General features: G+C 46.7%; 7 protein-coding genes. 6 read left to right on the forward strand and 1 reads right to left on the reverse strand.

All coding sequences use genetic code 11. From position 1 onward, the window contains the following. The first annotated feature begins 100 nt into the window (after positions 1 to 100). The gene (locus tag QFZ81_RS08560; protein ID WP_307602305.1) at positions 101 to 4399 is read left to right on the forward strand and encodes an OmpL47-type beta-barrel domain-containing protein; all 4299 of its coding nucleotides are present in this window, start codon (positions 101 to 103) and stop codon (positions 4397 to 4399) included. 102 nt (positions 4400 to 4501) lie between these two features. Beyond that, on the forward strand, positions 4502 to 4876 hold the full coding sequence (locus tag QFZ81_RS08565) for a hypothetical protein (RefSeq protein WP_307445611.1): 375 nt from the start codon (positions 4502 to 4504) through the stop codon (positions 4874 to 4876). A gap of 88 nt (positions 4877 to 4964) precedes the next feature. Here the strand turns inward: QFZ81_RS08565 and QFZ81_RS08570 are convergent, their stop codons facing one another. Beyond that, positions 4965 to 7205 (reverse strand): helix-turn-helix domain-containing protein, encoded by a 2241-nt coding sequence (locus QFZ81_RS08570; protein WP_307602307.1) that lies wholly within the window; start codon positions 7203 to 7205, stop codon positions 4965 to 4967. A gap of 227 nt (positions 7206 to 7432) precedes the next feature. On the opposite strand from QFZ81_RS08570, the gene QFZ81_RS08575 reads away from it, so the two are divergent. The 4 genes from QFZ81_RS08575 to QFZ81_RS08590 all read left to right on the forward strand — a co-directional run bounded on the left by QFZ81_RS08575 (position 7433) and on the right by QFZ81_RS08590 (position 18786). Further along, positions 7433 to 8344, forward strand: coding sequence for an ABC transporter permease (locus QFZ81_RS08575; RefSeq protein ID WP_307445600.1), 912 nt, complete (start codon positions 7433 to 7435; stop codon positions 8342 to 8344). Positions 8345 to 8357: 13 nt separating this feature from the next. Further along, complete coding sequence (locus tag QFZ81_RS08580) at positions 8358 to 9251, forward strand: carbohydrate ABC transporter permease (RefSeq protein ID WP_307602309.1); 894 nt, start codon at positions 8358 to 8360, stop codon at positions 9249 to 9251. Positions 9252 to 9338: 87 nt separating this feature from the next. Further along, positions 9339 to 10883, forward strand: a complete 1545-nt coding sequence (locus QFZ81_RS08585) for an extracellular solute-binding protein (RefSeq protein ID WP_307602311.1) — start codon at positions 9339 to 9341, stop codon at positions 10881 to 10883. A gap of 91 nt (positions 10884 to 10974) precedes the next feature. After that, on the forward strand, positions 10975 to 18786 hold the full coding sequence (locus QFZ81_RS08590; protein ID WP_307602313.1) for an OmpL47-type beta-barrel domain-containing protein: 7812 nt from the start codon (positions 10975 to 10977) through the stop codon (positions 18784 to 18786). The last annotated feature ends 96 nt before the right edge of the window (positions 18787 to 18882 follow it).

Genomic DNA, 18882 nt, shown 5'->3' on the forward strand with positions numbered 1-18882 from the left:
TAAGCAGTGCTGTCCCAGTTGGTGCCAGGTGTTCCGATGCTCATTCCGTAATGAAAAATGACCAACTTCAGGATACAAACAAATTGGAGGTGTATTATTTTTGAAAAAAAGATTTTTTGTAAGCGTTGTCATCACGTTTCTGGTTTGTACGATATTTCTTCAGCCGAGTAAAAGTTATGCAGCTAACCCTCAGCTAGCAGTCGATTTATCGGCCAATACCGGTGCGGTTAAACATGGAGCTTCAGGCTTTTTGTATGGTTTGGGCGACGAAGGTATTCCCACAGATAATATGATTGCTCCATTGAATCCACAGGGTACAGCGCAAAAGGCTCCCGACGGCCTTCAGCATCCGAATGGAGATGCTTTGAAGATCGCCCCGCAATTTAAACGCAATGGCGGCAAAGATATTCAAATCTATATGCAGGATATATACAAACAATGGCCTTACGACAATCTGGGGATCGATGATTATTTAAGCAAAGTTGATGTCATGGTGAACAAAGTAGTGGCCGACGCGAACCGCAGTATGTACGTTTATGTTCCTTTTAATGAGCCTAATGGGAACTGGTACTCAAATTTGTTGAACTATTCGTCTAGTACAGGGAGTACAGCAAGACAAAAGTTTTTCAGTGATTGGAAGACGGTTTATGAACGCATTCGTTCGATCGATGCCAGTGCGCGAATTGCAGGACCGAATTTGACGCATTATGATTCGCAATTTCATTTGGATTTTATGAGTTACGCTAAAACGAACCATGTATTACCTGATGTGATGGCCTGGCATGAGCTCCAGAACGATTTTTTTACAGATTACTATAATCATTACAATCACTATCGCGGGATCGAAGCGTCTTTAGGCATATCCGCTCGTCCCATAGCTATTAATGAGTATGCCAGATCGAGTGGTGATCTCGGCGTTCCGGGGAATTTGGTTCAATGGATCACACGTTTTGAGAATACGAAAGTAGATGCGATGCTTGCATACTGGACGACCGCTGGAGCGTTGAACGATCTGGTGACCGAGAATAACAAAGCGACTGGGGGCTGGTGGCTGTATAAGTGGTACGGCGAAATGACGGGTAATACGGTAACTGTAACGCCTCCGTCTGTAAATGGATCACTGCAAGGGCTTGCTTCCTTAGACAGCAACAAGAGGCAAGCACGAGTCATCTTCGGCGGTTCAACTACCAGCACCGATGTATTCCATACCGACGTCGTGGTGAAGGGGTTTGAGGCAACTCCTTATCTCGGAAATTCGGTACACATTATTGTATGGGGAGTGGACAACTCCGGCCTTAATCCTTCCAGTGGACCTTATTTCGTTCAAGAAGGCGATTATAACGTAGCTGGAGGACAAATTACAGTTCCTGTCAATAGCATGAAAGCTCTATCGGCTTATCACATGATGATTACCCCAAACAAAGATTTGTCCTCAGCAAATAGTACGACACGTTATGAAGCAGAATACGCAAGTCTTTCCGGTACAGCCTTTGTTTCATCTGGAAATAACGCGGGCTATTCTGGAACCTCTTTTGTAGAAGGCTATGGCTCAAGTACGAATGCAAGCACGAGTTTTGTTGTAACCGCACCTACGAACGGCTATTACAACGTGACCCTCCGTTATTCGGCAGGGCCGCTCTCTGAAGTTCCTGTAAATAGGAAAATCCGGATGACGCTGGGCGGTTCTCCAATAAAAGATATTTCCCTCACCGGCACAGCCGACTGGAATACCTGGGCAAGCTCCACTACAAAAGTATTCTTACAAGCCGGTATTAACCGAATCGGGATTGATGCCTATACGACTGACGACAGTGATGCTATTAACGTTGACTATATCGACATTCAGGCTACAACGGGAACCATTACCAGCTATGAAGCGGAAGCAAGTGGAAATACACGTGGCGGTGCAGCCGTTATTACAACGGACTTGGCAGCTTCCGGTGGGAAGTACGTCGGTTACATTGGATTAGGTGCTGCCAATACGCTGACAATCAATAATGTTGCCGTTTCTGCTGCGGGTACTTACAGAATGGCCATCACTTATGCAAATGGTGAGCTTGGAGATGGCGCAACCAATTACAACTCCAATATTGTTGATCGGTCGGCAGATATTAGTGTAAATGGCGGCATCGCCAAGAAGGCTTACTTCAGAAATACTTTAGGTTGGTCGAATTATCGTACGACTGTAATGGATGTTACTTTAGCCGCCGGGAATAACACGATCAAATTCTCGAATAGCTCGGCGTATGCACCGAATATCGATAAAATCGAAATTGCCGAAGCGGTATCCTCTGTTCCGTTTGCTTCGGCTTCAATCTCGAATTCAGTAAAAATTAACGGAGCTTTCGATCAGCTATACAGTTTGTTTAATTTGCCGGACAGCATCCAGAGTGTAAGAACAACTGTTGCTTATGATCCTAATGTCATTGATTATGTTTCAGCGGAATCGATGGATGAAGGGCAAGATCTACAGGTTGCCGTTGAACCGCCCGGTCAGCCGGGTCAAATTGCTTTAAATGTGTCATCTGTTTTAGGACACCCCATCAGTTCCGGAGATTTATTGAAGCTGCATTGGAAAGCAAAGGCAACCGAACAGCTGTCGGCCCAAATTACAGTATCCAGTATTGCTGCAAGCAATCAGAATGTTCAATTGAATGATACTTTCAGCTCTATTGGCATCTATGCAGATGTTTCAAATATAACCGTGAGCGGAAGCAACGGGGCGTCTTCTATCATGGATAATAAGGGAAGCTTGCAAATGAAAGCGAATGTGATCCCGGCCAATGCCAATCCAAACATGACTTGGACCGTGACTGATTTACATGGATCCACAACCGATCTCGCTTCTATAAGCCCGGATGGCATATTAACTGCCAGCGGTTCTGGAAAGAACGGTACAGTTAAAGTGACTGCCGAGGCAATGGATGGTACAGACATCAAAGGAGAAACAGTCATCACAATCCGAAACCAGTTGCTTCCGATCACCGGTACCCCCTTTGGCGTGGGACCTGCCTGGTCGACTGGTGGTGAATACGACAAAGCGTTTGATGGCAAAACAAACACCTATTATGATTACTACACCGCAAACAATGGCTACACAGGAATTGACCTCGGCGAAGGAACGGCGAAAGTTGTGCAGCAAATTCGTTTCTACCCTCGCTCTGGCTTTACGAGTCGGATGGTCGGAGGCAAATTCCAAGGTTCGAATACTTCTACTACGTCCGGATTCGTGGACTTATATACCGTTTTATCTAATCCTCCGCTTCAATGGAACGCTGTTACCATTACGAATCCGACAGCTTTTCGATATTTGCGCTATGTCGCTCCTAACGGGGGATATGGTAACGTAGCCGAGATTGAATTCTACGGTCCAGCCGTGCAAGCAAGTTCGATTACTGTACATGGAAGCGGCGGCAGCCAAGCGATTACAGAAAAAAGTGGAACTATGCAAATGACGGCAGCTATAGAGCCGTCGGATGTTGGAAATAAATCGGTGACCTGGTCTGTAACGAATCTAGACGGAACCACTACGGATTTGGCCACGATCAGTGAGAACGGTCTATTATCTGCAAAGAAAGACGGGAAGGTTAAAGTAGTCGCGAAGGCTGATGAGGGTTCGGGTGTTCAAGGCGAAGCTCTGATCACGATCGATACCGAGCCCCCAGTTACGAAAGCGCTTGTATCTCCAGCTGTTCCTGATGGACTCAATGGCTGGTATGTCGGGGCGGTGAGTGTGACACTGACATCCACAGACCTTGTTTCCGACATAGCGGGCATTAGGTATAGTTTAAACGGTGAAACAACGTGGAGTACGTATACCGCACCGGTCATTTTGGATCAGGATGGCACATATATAATAAGTTACCGTTCGATCGATACAGTTGGACACGTCGAGACAACGAAGGTGCTTAATCTGAAACGGGACGGAACCGCTCCTGATATAGCGTTATCCGTAACGGAATCTGTATACGATTCCGACGATTTCATCCCGTCATTCACGACGTACGATAACGGTTCCGGTGTCGACGCGAGCAAAACCACAATTACGCTGGATGGTCAGACTCTGCAGCAGGGTAAAACGATCTCTCTTTATTCGCTTACGCTAGGTTCCCATACGTTAACCGTAACCGCAACGGACCAGTCAGGGAATGAAAGCAGCGTCAAAGCGATGTTCCAAGTTAAGACTAGTTTGCAATCTTTGCAGTCCTTGGTTGCCTTATTTACAAGCAGCGGCTCGATTGATAATCAAGGGATAGCCAATAGCTTGCAGGCCAAGCTGACAAAGGGTAATTTGGACAGCTTCATGCAGGAAGTTAAAGCACAGAGTGGAAAACATATTTCAAATGAAGCGGCATCTATTTTACTGCGTGATGCTGAAGAGTTATTAAGGGTTAATTGATCAACGTAAGTTAACATGGCCATCGGTCTGCCGGTATATTACGGTCTGACCAGAGCCTGGTTTACGCGGCTTATGCTTCCGTTAAAGGGCATCTTACACTCTATGACGCTGTATTTCATCACTTGGGCACTTAGTACTATGCATTTTATCCCCATCTCGTTTTTCAACAGCAGATATTATAATGTTGGTTGGTTCGAAAATCGATCTCATGATACAACCGCTTTTTCGGCATTATTTTGGATGCTTTCCAGCATTTTCATCGTCTGGGTGCTAAAGCTTAAGTGGAAGTATGCATGGCTGAAGTACATACTTTCTGTAGCTATTGTATTTGGTGTTAACATGATTTTAAAAATAACCGGTTTGCTGCACAGTAACGTGTGGTGGGATTTCTTGTATTGCCTTGGAGTAACTTTTATTATGCTTATTTTAGTTGATGCAATTAGTAAACGATTATGGTACGGTCCTGAGGTTCTATAGTGAGGTTCTATACAACGGAAAAAACAGTCGGACAGGAACAGATCCTGTCCGACTGTTTTTATTTATGCGAAGAATGCTCTTCTTAACTTTACCCAAAATCACCTGCATGGTTTCTGTATTGACTTGGCGTGAAACCTGTCGCTTTCTTGAAGGCGCTAAAGAAGTGGCTTTTTGTTTGGAAACCTGTTTTTGACGCGATGATCGTAATCGTTTCGTCAGTCTCGGTAAGCAAATATTTCACTTGTTCAATACGCTGCATCAAAATAAAATCAGTCAGTGTCACCTGTGTTGACTCTTTGAAGAGGTGCCTTAAATAGCTGGAAGAGAAGCCAAGATGATCGGCAATTGTATCCACTGAAAGCATCGGATCCTGCAAATGGTCATGCACATAATCCAGAATTTCTTGAACAAGCTCGCCCTTACGCCCCCCAACCTGATATTGGCTGAGGCTTTCCATAATACGGACAATTTCCTCTTCAATCCACGAACGTGCATCGACTAAGGAGGAGAAGCGGTCGGAGCGGAATTCCTCTAAAACCGATTCTTTCATCGTTGTTACTTTGTTGAACGATTTATAGATTTGATAGACGATCATCTGTAATTGGAATAAGCATTCCGTATAGGAAACGCCCTTTAGTTGACCCAGCAGTCGATCCAAAAGCTCAGTTGAGCGCTTCTTATCACTTTGTTTAATGGCTTGAATGAGCTCGTTCAACACGCTTTGATCGGGATACACTTGTTCACTTTGAAAGCTATCTTCTAAATCCTTATCGCTGTAAACCTTGGTTTCGCCGTTAAAAAACTTGAGAAGTGTCAATTCGTACACATCATTATAGAGCTGGCGCAAATTATCCTGAGTTGGCACCTTGGCGCTTGAGGCGATTGAGGTGCGGAGCTGCAGCCATTTATCGATTTGCGTTCCGACGTTTTCGAGCAACGAGTAGACATCGGGAGTGGCGTCTGTATGGGAGGCTGCGCCAATCAACAGAACGATGTGATCGCTTCCCATATCGACACTGTCAGAAATATAACCAGCTTCATGAAATATTTCCCGAGCAATATTCCCCATGGCATATTTAAGCAGCTTGCGTGAATTGTAGTTATACGTATCTACGAAATATTTATAAGTTTCGATACGTATGATCGCCAAGTGCAAATATTCGGAGGAGAGCAGGAGGGAAACTTCACTGTTGTCTTTTTGCTCATGGATCGTTCCCTGTAACAGCCATTGTCGCAATAACTCTTCTTTTGCAATATTGCGATAATCCTTTAGCGAGTGATTCATGTTTTGAAGCGAATCCATCAGATACGTAAATCCGTTTCGAATAATATCGGCAACTCCATTTGCTTCCTGCATCGTATTCGTACCTAACTTGCTTTGAAGCTCTTTGGAAATCTTGCGAAACGGACTCAAGGACCGACGTGAACTCCAAATAAAGAGCAGGAACATGGCGATCATGAGAATCATACACCAAAGCGTCATTTTTTGTTTAAATTGCCTAATATTTTGGGTCAAATAAGCTTCGTCTACGATGAAATGCATGACCCACTGCACATTAGGCAGCTCGGCTGACGAAATTTTCTTTTTTTCCTTCCCCCATGCATATTCAATTGTCTCGAAAGGAATTTTTGGCACAGCATAATAACGGTCGTTTAGTTCATTATCAGAAAAGCTTTCCCCTAGGATCAGTTGCTTTTGATTGTTAGTGATGTTGATTTGCAGACCGATGGTGTCTTCGTTTTGCAGTAAAAACTTTTGCAGTTCTGCTTTGTCCAGAAGGATGACCAAGTATCCAGCATTTATCGTTGTCGATTGTGTGCTCGGGATCATCATGGCCATGAAAGACTCAGCGCCGACATTATGGTTGAAGTAAGAGATGTACGAAGGATGTTCCTCCAAAATTTTGCGAATAATACCTTGATCTTGAAATTCGCTAAAATCTTGTAGACTTCTCGACGTGTCAATAACTTTGCGTGTTTTCGTATTGATTAAATAAATTGAATGGATGAAGGGCTGTAAAGAAGCAAAACGACTGGCGGCTTTGAAAGCATCTGCATCACCAAGAGGGTCGCGTTGGTCTGTAATAAGCCAATAATTAATGGCAGGGTCCTGATAGGTGCTCACTCCGAAAGAGCGGATATTGTCAAAAGTAAATAGGGTATTTTGATAGGAATGCCGCATTTTAGCCAAGGTAAACGTATTGACGTCAGCAGTAGCTTGTTTGGAGTATTCGTAGGACATGAAGAGTGTAAACGCAAACAAAATCATAAATAGAAGGCTGAACATAGGGAACAGCAGAGGTATTTTTTTTTGATTCAAAATTTTCATAAGTGAACCCCCTCTATTATCTATTTTCTATTATAGAAAAGGTGGTTGTCTCATGGAAGTACTTATTCTGCCAAAGAGTATTCATTACGGCTTTTTGGACGCATATAGCCGTTTGAAGGACCGAATCGTCAGTACTTTGACTTTACCAGCCCTAGTAAATCGATTTATGATGAGCGCATCAACTAAAGCAAATACACAGTCAGAAAGATTTGAGGTGAATATGAAACATGGGTTTCTTTCGAGAAATCAGAAAAAATGTCGATCTCTATTTGTTGGCTTTACCCGGTCTTTTATTTCTTATTATCTTCGCTTATATCCCAATGTCAGGTCATCTGCTTGCTTTTAAGAAGTATCAGCTGACGAATGGAATTTGGGGAAGCCCTTGGGTTGGATTTGATAATTTTAAATTCTTCTTTCAAGGTCATGATTGGATTCTGGTAACATTCAACACACTCTTTTTAAATGGATTGTTCATCCTATTCAGTCTGGTTATCTCAGCTGGACTCGCAATCCTGCTCAATGAGATTCGGACCAAGTTGTTCAAGAAGCTGGCACAATCCATTATTTTTCTGCCGTATTTTATCTCATGGCTGGTTGTCAGTTTAATGGTGTTTGCTATCTTGAATACGGATAACGGCTTGCTTAACAAGTTCTTGGAATCCATAGGACTTACGCAAATTCCATGGTTCCAAAAGTCTGAAGTTTGGCCGGCCATCTTAACGATCATCTATGTATGGAAATTCGCAGGTTACTATTCGGTCATTTTCCTGGCTTCCATTACCGGGATCTCATCCGATTATTATGAAGCGGCTGAAATCGATGGAGCTTCACGACTTCAGCAAATCGTCTATATCACAATCCCGCTGCTTCGGCCTGTTATTATCATGCTTGCACTGCTTGGAGTAGGGAGAATTTTTTACGGTGACTTCGGCATGATTTACGGTATTATCGGAGACAACGGTATACTCTTCCCGACGACGGATGTTATTGATACATATACGTTCCGCGCCCTCCGCCAACTGGGTAACTTTAGCATGTCTGCCGCAGTCGTATTTTATCAATCTATCATGGGACTGATTTGTATTCTGCTATTTAACGGGTTGGTTCGAAAAATTGACAAAGATTCAAGTTTGTTTTAGGAGGTAGACCCGTTTGAAGCCTTTACTGAAAGCTCGATCACTTAGCGAAAAAACGTTTGGACTCAGTATGAACGTAATTATCTTGCTATTTACTTTGTTTTGTCTGGTTCCATTCTGGTTGGTATTCATTGATTCCTTTGCCTCGGAGTCCAGCTTTCTGGCACATGGATATCAGTTGTGGCCAAGCACTCTTAGCTTAGATGCGTATCGATTCATTTTAGAAGGAGACCAAATTTTCCGCAGCTACCGAATCTCGATTTTGGTCACTGTCCTAGGAACCGCGCTTTCCGTTATGGTTACTGCGATGTTTGCTTATGTGCTTGCGAACCGTAAAGTCAAATATCGGAATATCCTTTCATTCCTTACGTACTTTACGATGGTCTTTGGAGCCGGTCTGGTCGGATTCTATATGCTGATCGCGAATTGGCTGCATTTGAAGGATTCGGTTTGGGCACTCATATTACCCTATTTGTTAAATCCGTTTTATGCATTTATTCTCGTTTCATTCTATCGGACATTACCGTATGAAATTAATGAATCTGCAACGATTGATGGAGCAAGAGAAATTCGGATTTTTTTTAAAATTATCTTGCCCATCACCGCGCCGGCGATTGCTACGATTACGCTGTTTTACGCTCTGCAGTATTGGAATGACTGGTGGTTGTCATTACTCTTCATCGATGATTACAAACTGCACCCACTGCAAATGATGATCCGCCAACTGATCTCCAACTTAAATGTTTCTTCCTACGTATCAGGAAGCAGTACATCCTACAATGTGTCAGCTCCTACCAATATCGTGCAATTGGCGACTGTCTGTTTGACGATTGGACCAATCGTACTTGTGTACCCTTTCGTACAAAAATATTTTGTCAGCGGCCTGACCGTTGGAGCTATTAAAGGTTAGCTATTAAAGGTTAATGTTGTTCCCCCGGTTTCGAATGCCGGATGAGCATATAGTTGTGGAAGGACCAAAAAGGGAGGAAGTAAAAAAATGAAAAAATGGTACAGTATAGGAATTACAGCGGTTACGGTTATGTCGCTTATGGCTGGCTGCAGTACTGGAGATAAAACGGCTCAATCGTCGACAAGTTCGCCTCAATCGACAGGCGCCCAGCAAACTCCGGCTGCGAAGAAAAACGATCCGGTAACCCTTAAAATTATGATTCCAGGCGATCGTCCGAAAGACTTTGATGCAGTGATTGCGGAAGCGGAGAAGCGGATGGCGGATACGCTGAACGTGAAATTAAATGTCGTGTTCATTCCTTTCTCCGATATCGGACAGAAAACACAGGTGACGCTGGCATCAGGCGAGGATGTGGATCTGGTCTTCGACGCACCGTGGGTTCACCTGAATCAAATGATTGCCGCAAATTACTACGAGCCATTGGATGATCTGCTCAAGCAATACGGATCGGACATCTTGAAAACAAGATCCGATCAAATGTGGAACGCCAACAAATACAACGGCAAAATTATGGCGATACCTCTTAGCAATTCTTATTATCAAGGCCGTGTATTTTACATCCGTAAAGATTTGAGAGAGAAGTATGGCGTCGCTCCGATCAAGACGTACGATGATATGATTGCTTTTGCAAAAGTGATTAAGGAGAAAGAACCGAATATTGCCCCTATTATCACGAACAAAGGAGCGATGGACTGGGGGAACTTTCGAAAAGTATTTGATTACGATACCCACATCAGTGATACGCAAATCGGAACCAACGGCGTTCTCTTCTTGAAAAACAATGACGGTAAGGTATACAACATGTTCGATCAAATGGATCCGACCGTCTGGAGCTGGATTACAGATGCAAGAAAGCTCTATCAGGATAAGCTGATGTATCAGGATGTGCTGTCCGTCAAAGATTACAAAGCGGAATTCAAAGCCGGTAAAGCAGCTATTTTAAATGCAAATGATTTCGGTGTGAACGCAGACGATGCTGCTGCCGTGAAGAAAAGCGTGAACGGAGATGTAGAAGCGATAACGTTATTCAAACAGGAAAAGGGCGCGAACATCTCCGACTTCCAGGCCTGGAACTTCCTTGCTTTGACGCATGTCAGCAAAAACAAAGAACGCGCCATCCAATTCTTGAACTGGACACAGCAAAAGGACAACTACGACCTGCTTGCTTACGGAATTAAAGGAAAAAATTGGGAACCTGTGGGCGAAGATCAGTATAAAAAGCTGAATAACGATTATGCCTGGTTTCCTTATGCGTGGATCTGGAACCCGACTCAGGACCGTTACGATCAAGGACTTGGAGCAGATACGATTGCGCTGAACAAGTTTACGGCGAATGGCGACAACTTCACGCCAAGCAAATTAGCCGGATTTACGTTTGATCCGGCACCTGTTTCTAATGAAGTCGCTCAGCTGAATACAATCCGCGACAAATATATGGATCCAATCTATATCGGGGTTGCCGATTCCCAAACTTATTGGGATAAGTATAAATCTGAAGCGGCTTCTGCCGTGAAGAAAATTCAAACTGAAATGCAAAAACAAATCGACGCATTCCTGGCTTCGAAGAAATAACACGAGAAGAACTGTCGTAATGGATTTCCTTACGACAGTTTTCCCTCTCGGGTATTCATTAATTATCAACTGAACAAGGAGGAATGGGGTTATGCGTTTGAAATGGAAGAACAGCCTGGCATTTGTACTAACATTCATACTTTCATTCAGCAATATGACAGCGGTTTCATTTGCGGACAGTGGCGGCACTGCCCAGACGGGGTCAAGTCCAATCGTCGATACAATTGCCTTCGGTGATGGAACTTCGGAACAAGCTCATGGATTTACCGGTACATATACATCGGAGATAACCGGCGCTAAAGGCGAATCGGCGAGGGTAGCCTTGGCATCGCTGGATAATCCATATTTAGGCGGTGATTTGACCTTTAACATGAAGGTAGATCCCGATATGCAGAACTATTTTACCTTAAAGACGTGGGGGTCCGATTTGGGCTACGGCGTCACCATGCTGTATGTGAACGGGGAAAGGCTGGCTATTCAGCATGAAGGTGACTGGCAGCCGCTGTACAAAACGATGAACAGCCCTGCCTTTGGTCTGCATCCGATTATTCCCGACCGGTTTAGCTACTCCACGATCAACCTTCCGCTAGAACTAACGAAAGAGAAAACGGAGCTCACGCTTACCATCAGAACGACGGCGGAGTTTTATACTTACGGCATGGGAAGTTTCAACTCTTTTTACAATCAAACGTTCGCAGGGAAAAAATCGAAAGCTTTCTATGCGGGTTATACAACCGTAACAAGCAGTCTTCCCGATAGCATGCTGGAGAAGGGTGCCTTGGATACGGCCTCGATCGCGCCCCGAGCAGGGAGCGACTTGGATAGCCGTTCATCCGAAGCGGTCGCTTTTGCCAACAATTTTATTGCTTCCTCCCAAAGCTTTGTAAACGGTTATTTGAATGATAATACCAAGTTTTTTTCCAATGTTTCAGGCAACGATTTGCAGACGATGCAGATCCGAACATTTTCCAATTATTTGAAAGACGAATACAGAGCTTACTCTAGCTACGGCTTCACGCCGCAAACCTCCAATGAGGTCCGCGACAAGATGCTTGACCGCATTCGACTAGGCATCGACCAATATGTCACCTACTATTTGAATGATCCGGCTTCAATCAGAAAGCCTCATCAGGCGGAATGGGGCGGGTTTTTCAAATACGGCGGCGAAGCGCTCTGGACTGTATATAACCTTTTCTTGTCCGAGGATACCACTGGCGGGCAAGGACTGTTCGGCCCCGCGTATTTGGCTAACGACGTAACGGGCTACGTACCGAAATATAGGTTGACCGATGCGGACAGGGCGAACGGAATGACATCCAGCTTTCAAAAATGGCTTCAGGGCAATACGGAAGTGGATTGGACAACGGTGAAAATCAGCAACGTAAACGCAGGCGGAACGGCAAAGAATGGAGCTTTCACATTCACCAATGCAGATCCCGTCTTCTTTACGGCTCAATTCGCACAAACAGGCGTCAATTCGGATTTGAACGTACTTACCCATACGAAAAAGTCGACGCGTTTTGTTGGTTGGCAAGAGCTTTTCTTCATGAACCTGAGCTATGCCAGAACGCACAGTTCCTTGGGTAACTATTTAACGAATCAGAACGGATTTCAAAAGTACGGCATGTTCAAATCGAATCTAGGCTTAATTTCCTTGGGCTCGAAAGTGGCGGAGAACTATAATTCCTCGCTGCGATTCCTTTATGAAGGCGCCGGCATTACGCCATGGCTCGGCCATGATATCGTAGACGGCTTAGTGGAAACAAGCAACAACAATTCCGGTCCAGATCTTGTTGTGAATAATTTGGCTGCGTTCAACGATGCAACCCAATATGATAGCAACCGGAATTATATCGGCCGGAAGGCCATGCAATGGGGCGACCGTTATTTGAATATTACGGAAGCCGGTCTGTCCAGAGAACCTCAGTATGCCGCCCATTATGGCGAGCATACGGATCTTGTTCAAGAGGAATGGCGCGAAACCTACGATGACAAGCTGCTGAAAAAGGCTTTGGAAATCTCCAGTGCCCGCGCTAACATGAGATATCAAGGCCTGGACGATAATAAGAACCGGGCAATGAGAGTTGAAGGGGTCATCGAGTCCAGGGGGCCCGACTATCCGGGCGGACTTGCTTATCAAAGTGTCTTGGATGAAGAAAAGCAGCTCATTTACGTCGGATTTGAAAGGTATATGAATGCGCATGCCGACCGCTATGCAGGTAGCGAATGGAGCAAATACAAGCAATATGCCACCAATGCCGTAGGCTATGCGCAGCAGATGTTCTTGGATCATTTCTTCCTTAATGATCCATCTGCGAGCAGCACGAACGTCAGGGACCAGAGTCTTCTGCTGGATTACTTATATGCATCCGATCCCGCAAACTGGAAAGGCGTCTTGCTGCCGATGAGCAACGCCGAATGGCTGCTGCCCGGTGAGAGAGGCGACGGTAAACAGCAAGGGACGTATTCGCAAGACTATATTAACAGCATTCAGCAGCATGGTTTTGTTGACGTCGAAAATGGTCTGGTAGCCGCTCGGGACGGCAACAACGTTATGTTCGTCAGCTTTACCCGGCGTTCGAATCCCGGACTGAACGGTCTTGCAAGAATGCATGTCGTGACGCCGGACAACGATATCATGCTATCCTTGGCGCCGAACGTTCAATATGCGCCGTCGGGCTATTGGAACACCAAGCCGGACTGGGCTCAGTTTGACATCGCTTACGATGACAGCACCCCTCCGATCGACGGAGCTAGACTGGCAGTCGCCGGCGCTATTGAGCCGATTCCGCAGCAAGCCTTTGAAAAGGATCTGAAGTATAACATTAATCCGGACCGTACTGGAAGCGGTTATTCCGCCTTCGCACAATTTTATTCCGTGCAGTACGGGAGCTACATGATCGCTTTGAACCATACGGCGGATAAGTTTGGGGATGCGAAGGTTTACGATGTGATCCTGCCTTCGTCGTACATGTCTGGCACCGTTTACGATGTGATATCCCGGCAATCTTTGCCCGTAAAACCCGGAAACAAGGTTGCGGTTGGGCCGGGGACTGCGGTCGTTCTGCGATTGAATTCGCAGGTCGTGAACGATGTGCCGGACTCGTCAAGATTCGTTACGGCAACCGCTGCGAACGGCAAGGCGGCGCTCAGTTGGCTGCACGCTGCCGGAACAACGGGACATTACGATGTCCTTCGTTCGGACGATAGCGGCGCTACCTATGCCACAATCGCGGAGGTTAACAAGAACACGAACCATTATTTGGACACAGCTGTAGAGAACGGGAAAACGTACTATTACAAAGTACGCGGTGTGTCTAGCTCGGGCATAGCCGGATACGATTCCGTCTATACCAAGGTTCAGGTTGCATCCGGAGCCATTAATGGAACCTGGTCGGCTGCCAATATGGACGGCGTCGATACAGGAATCGGCGTTTCGGCCGGCGCGGACGGTTCGATTACGATGACAGGAGACGGCACGAACAAAACCATCAACATGGTCGATCAAATCGCCTACGACAAAAAAGATTCAAGCAAAAGCGTCCTGGAGGCTTTGCCGGACTACGCGCTCGCATATCGGACGAATTTTGTGCAAGGCTCGAACGGGGTAACCGGCGACTTTGCGTTCTCGGCTAAAGTTTCTTCCAATAATGCGCTTGGAAATACGGGCATTATAGTGAAGGAAGCATCGAATGGGGGGCTTGTTACCGATTCGCGTGGCTTGATCTTCACGGTCGATCATGATGGGAATTATTACATCACTTTCAGACAATATCCGAATGTGATACCGATATACGATTTCCTGGCCGATGGCTACAACGTTTACGACAGCTACATGCCGCCGACGATTCGCGGAGCCGCTTCGACCAAAAGTGCTGACGGCAGCTATTACCTGAAAGTCGAGCGCTATGGACAATATATATATCCTTCCATTTCGGCAGACGGTTCGACTTGGGAAAAGCTGAAAACAGCGTGGGTGCCGATGGCGGATTCGCTTTACGTTGGGGTCGCCTCGGCAAAAGCCGCGCAATTCAGTGATATTCAACTGACGGCTGCAGGCGCACTCGTTGGCCCGGGCAAGGTTTATCCAACATATACAGCTGCCAACGGCACTGTCAACCTTTCCTGGTTGTTCCCTCGAGGAGCCGTAAATTTCAACGTTTACCGAACGTTCGACGAGGCGGCCAGCAAGACGGACCCGGACGTTAACCCAGGGGCGGATTCAAAATGGGGGCTTGTCGGTCAACATATTACCGGCAATAAATATTCGGATAGCGGCCTTTCAACCGGCAAAACCATTTACTATAAAGTGGTTGCTTTCGATAGCAACGGGGTAAACGGCGAATATTCCGATCCTGTCGCGGTCAGCGGCGGCGTTGGCGTTCCGCCGGCAGACACGTCTGGCGCTATTCCGATTGCTACTCCATGGAAAGAAGCTGGCTGGAACGAGTTCCAATACGGCGCGACGACCGTTAACGGCAACAAAGTCACGTTATCGTCGCTTGGCAACGGTATTTTGATTGGTCCGACGGATGAATATAATAAATACCATTTCACTTATCAGGAAATCGATCCGAAGATGAACTACACCTTTATTGCCAAAGTTCCGACCAGCATCTACAACAGCTCGCTCAAAGTCGGATCACGAATCGGATTGATGCTCCGCAACACGCTGGATAACTACTCGAAGTACGCGATCAATGCGATTTCGAGCGGCGACACCTGGATACAAAGCGGCTTAAACAAGTCGGATACCGGTCTCTCTTTTGATCTGTCTACGACAGCGAAGATTGCTGCGGGAGACGTCTGGCTGAAAATCGTATTGAATGGCGGCAATTATTCCGCTTATTATTCATTAGCGCCTGCGGGTACGTATGAATTGTTAGGCGTGGCTAAAGTGCAGGAAACGGCCTATCCGATGAACTGGACGCAAATCGGATCGACCAAGGCCTTGGATCTTACTTACAAAGATGCAAGCGGCGCCACGCAAACGCGTAACAAAATTTATGCAGGGCTCGTGTTAGGCAATAGAACGGTCTACAACAGCATCAACTATTTGTATACGTCACCGATATTCGCGGTACCGGACATCGCCATTTCGCCGAGAAACGGGGGTACGCCCACGACCTTGACGGGCAAAACCGATCTTACGGTTTCAGTCGGCGATACTGTACGCTTCCATGTTTCCGCGACGGACGCCTTCGGCGGCAGCAATATTCAAGCGATTGGGGCGCAATTGCCGGCGGGAGCGGCATTTGATGCTGCAACGGGCAATATCGTATTCACGCCGACGGCGGACAATATCGGCAACAATTCACTTGTATTTACGACGAAGGATGCAACGGGCACGAATAGCTTTACGGGAAGCCTGGGCATCAACGTCAAGGTGTATAACGACGCGACGAATGTTCCGATTCTCGAGCCGATCGGCAACAAATCCGTCGTCGGCGGCAGCGCGCTTTCCTTCGGGCTACGAGCTAACCTGGAAAATGTAGCGAGCATATCGGCCGAAGCCGCATCGACCGGAACTCCTAATATCAGCTACAGCATCGACAGCGTCGTGAAGGACGGTACGGCATGGAGCGCGGCAACTCTTGGCATGAGCCTAGCGAACGGCGTATTCAACTGGACGCCGTCAGCTGATAGCGGCGGGTCCTACACGGTTACTTTCAAAGCGAAAACCGACAACGCTGCGGATACGCAATCGATCATAATTAGCGTCTTAGGCAAGCCGATGATTACCGTTCCCGATCAACCGATTACCTTTACAACGAATGACCGGGCAACTTACCGATTCAATGTTGTCGATCCCGCCGGCCTTAATCTGCTTTATTCGATCGGCAATCTTCCGGACGGCGCATCATTTGACGCCAGCACCGGCACATTGACATGGACGCCGGCCAAAAGTCAGATGAGTCGAACTCCGAACGATACGTATCGAATCGACCTGACTTCAAGCAATGGGTTGTTTGCCGTCACCAAATCGCTTTATATTTATGTGGCCTATCAGAACAAGTCGCCGTTCTTCCTGCCGATCGTGGATTTCAAACAAATCCAGTATACCGTGTCGGCAAGCAGCGCAAGCGGAACGATCGCATCGCAAGGAAATCTGGACAACGCAACCGGAACGATTACCTTAAACATGGATCTTTCCGGCGCTTCGCTGGTGCATGAACAGCATCCATTCTTCTACTACGTCCCTTTATATGACGGCGGCGAAATGATCTCGCGGATTCTAAGTGCGGACAATGCCCGATATGCAGGAGTGGCGGTTACGGAGGATGTTTATGATGACGCGCCACGGTTTTTGATGACTGGCCTCACGACGGACGCCGCTAATGCAGATTGGGGCACTTATAAAGTGGCAGTTCCGTTCCGCAGCGTGAAAGGCGCTGGCTCCAGCAAAGGGATCTTTGACGGATCAGGAGACGCGGCTTACTTTAAAGGAAAAACAACGCCTTATTGGGCGCGAATTGTGCGCACCGGCGATCAAATCAAAGGGTACGTTCAGAACGCTGACGGCTCGTGGGGCAACGGTAAAGGCGACGCGACTCCGCTTCGTACAATATCTTTCAATGGTGTCCCGAACGATTCGGCGGTTTACGCCGGTGTCGCCATGATGGGACTCAAGGTATCTGGGGTCAGCCCGGTTAAAAATAATTGGTCGGCGCAATTTGACAACTTCTCGCTCCCGAATTATCCTTTGCCTGTAACAGAGGGCGCTCCGGTCTCCTTCCCGGTCAAAACCGTCGATTTGGACAAAGATCCGGTTGCGGTAACGATCTCGAATACGACGCTGCCTGCCGGAGCCAGATATGAGCTGAAGGACGGCAAGTTTACCTGGAGCAATCCACGGGCTGGAACGTATCAAGTTACATTTGCAGCCAGTGACAGTGAAGCTGAGGCCAAGCCAATGACCATTGTTTTTAAAGTAAAAGCCAGCAGCGAAGTGAACAAAAGCGAGTTGGAAAATGTAATCACAGCAGCAAAAGCCGTAACCAATGAGGATGGATCCTACACGGCAAGCTCCTTCACCGCCTTGCAGCAGGCAATCGACAAAGCTCAAGCGGCACTTGGCACGATTACCTCCTATGCTGTGCTTGATGCTGAGGTTACAGCTTTACAACAAGCCATCGATGCGTTAGAGCTTAACGTTACTCCGCCTGCTACCGTCGCGGACCTGCAAGGACAAAGCGTAAACGACGGTTGGTTTACCGCAGCACCGACGTTGACCTTGACGGCCAAAGGCAGCGGTTCGAATGTCGTAAAACAGGTGGAATACAGTCTGGATGGCGGGAACAATTGGATCGTCTACAAAGATCCGGTTGAACTGGTTCAGGAAGGCAATTACCAGCTGCTTTACCGTTCCTCAGACTTGAAGGGAAATGTGGAAGTGGCGAAGCCTCTAGAGGTTAAGTTCGATAAGACAGCGCCGACAATCACCGTTTCCGGATTGGTGTACGGTACGTTCAGCGATACTGGGGATGTGACGCCGATCGTTACGCTGAGCGATGACTTGTCCGGGGTTGACAGCAGCAAAACTACGGTAACGCTGGATAGCAATGGGGTACAGCAAGGGATAACCATTCCCCTGTATACGTTGCCGCTCGGTTCGCATACGCTGATCGTAACGTCAAGCGATCTGGCAGGGAACGTGGGCAGCCAAATCGTATCGTTCCAAACGACGACAAGCGTCGATTTCTTAAAGGGATTAGTAGCACGCTTTACAAATACTCATTGGATTGATAATGCGGGTATCGGAAACAGCTTGCAAAGCAAATTGGATGCGAACAATCTGGTTGCCTTTGTGAACGAAGTGAAGGCGCAAAGCGGAAAGCATATTTCTGCGGAAGCCGTTAAATACTTGCTCCGGGATGCCCAATACTTGTTGTCCATTCAATAGTCTTAGAAGAACGTAGTCTGTATAATCCCTCTTGAGCGGATAGCGTAAAAATACGCTTAACTAACCGCGCAAGAGGGATTTTTTATAGTCTATGGC

This window comes from Paenibacillus sp. V4I9 (assembly GCF_030817295.1).
Taxonomy (GTDB): Bacteria; Bacillota; Bacilli; order Paenibacillales; family NBRC-103111; genus Paenibacillus_E.

What these genes read in the sequence shown, in the direction of transcription:
- QFZ81_RS08565 (WP_307445611.1), top strand. Translation starts at nt 4,502, where the DNA reads ATGACGCTGTATTTCATCACTTGGGCACTTAGTACTATGCATTTTATC.
- QFZ81_RS08575 (WP_307445600.1), top strand. Translation starts at nt 7,433, where the DNA reads ATGGGTTTCTTTCGAGAAATCAGAAAAAATGTCGATCTCTATTTGTTG.
- QFZ81_RS08570 (WP_307602307.1), bottom strand. Translation starts at nt 7,205, where the DNA reads ATGAAAATTTTGAATCAAAAAAAAATACCTCTGCTGTTCCCTATGTTC.
- QFZ81_RS08590 (WP_307602313.1), top strand. Translation starts at nt 10,975, where the DNA reads ATGCGTTTGAAATGGAAGAACAGCCTGGCATTTGTACTAACATTCATA.
- QFZ81_RS08585 (WP_307602311.1), top strand. Translation starts at nt 9,339, where the DNA reads ATGAAAAAATGGTACAGTATAGGAATTACAGCGGTTACGGTTATGTCG.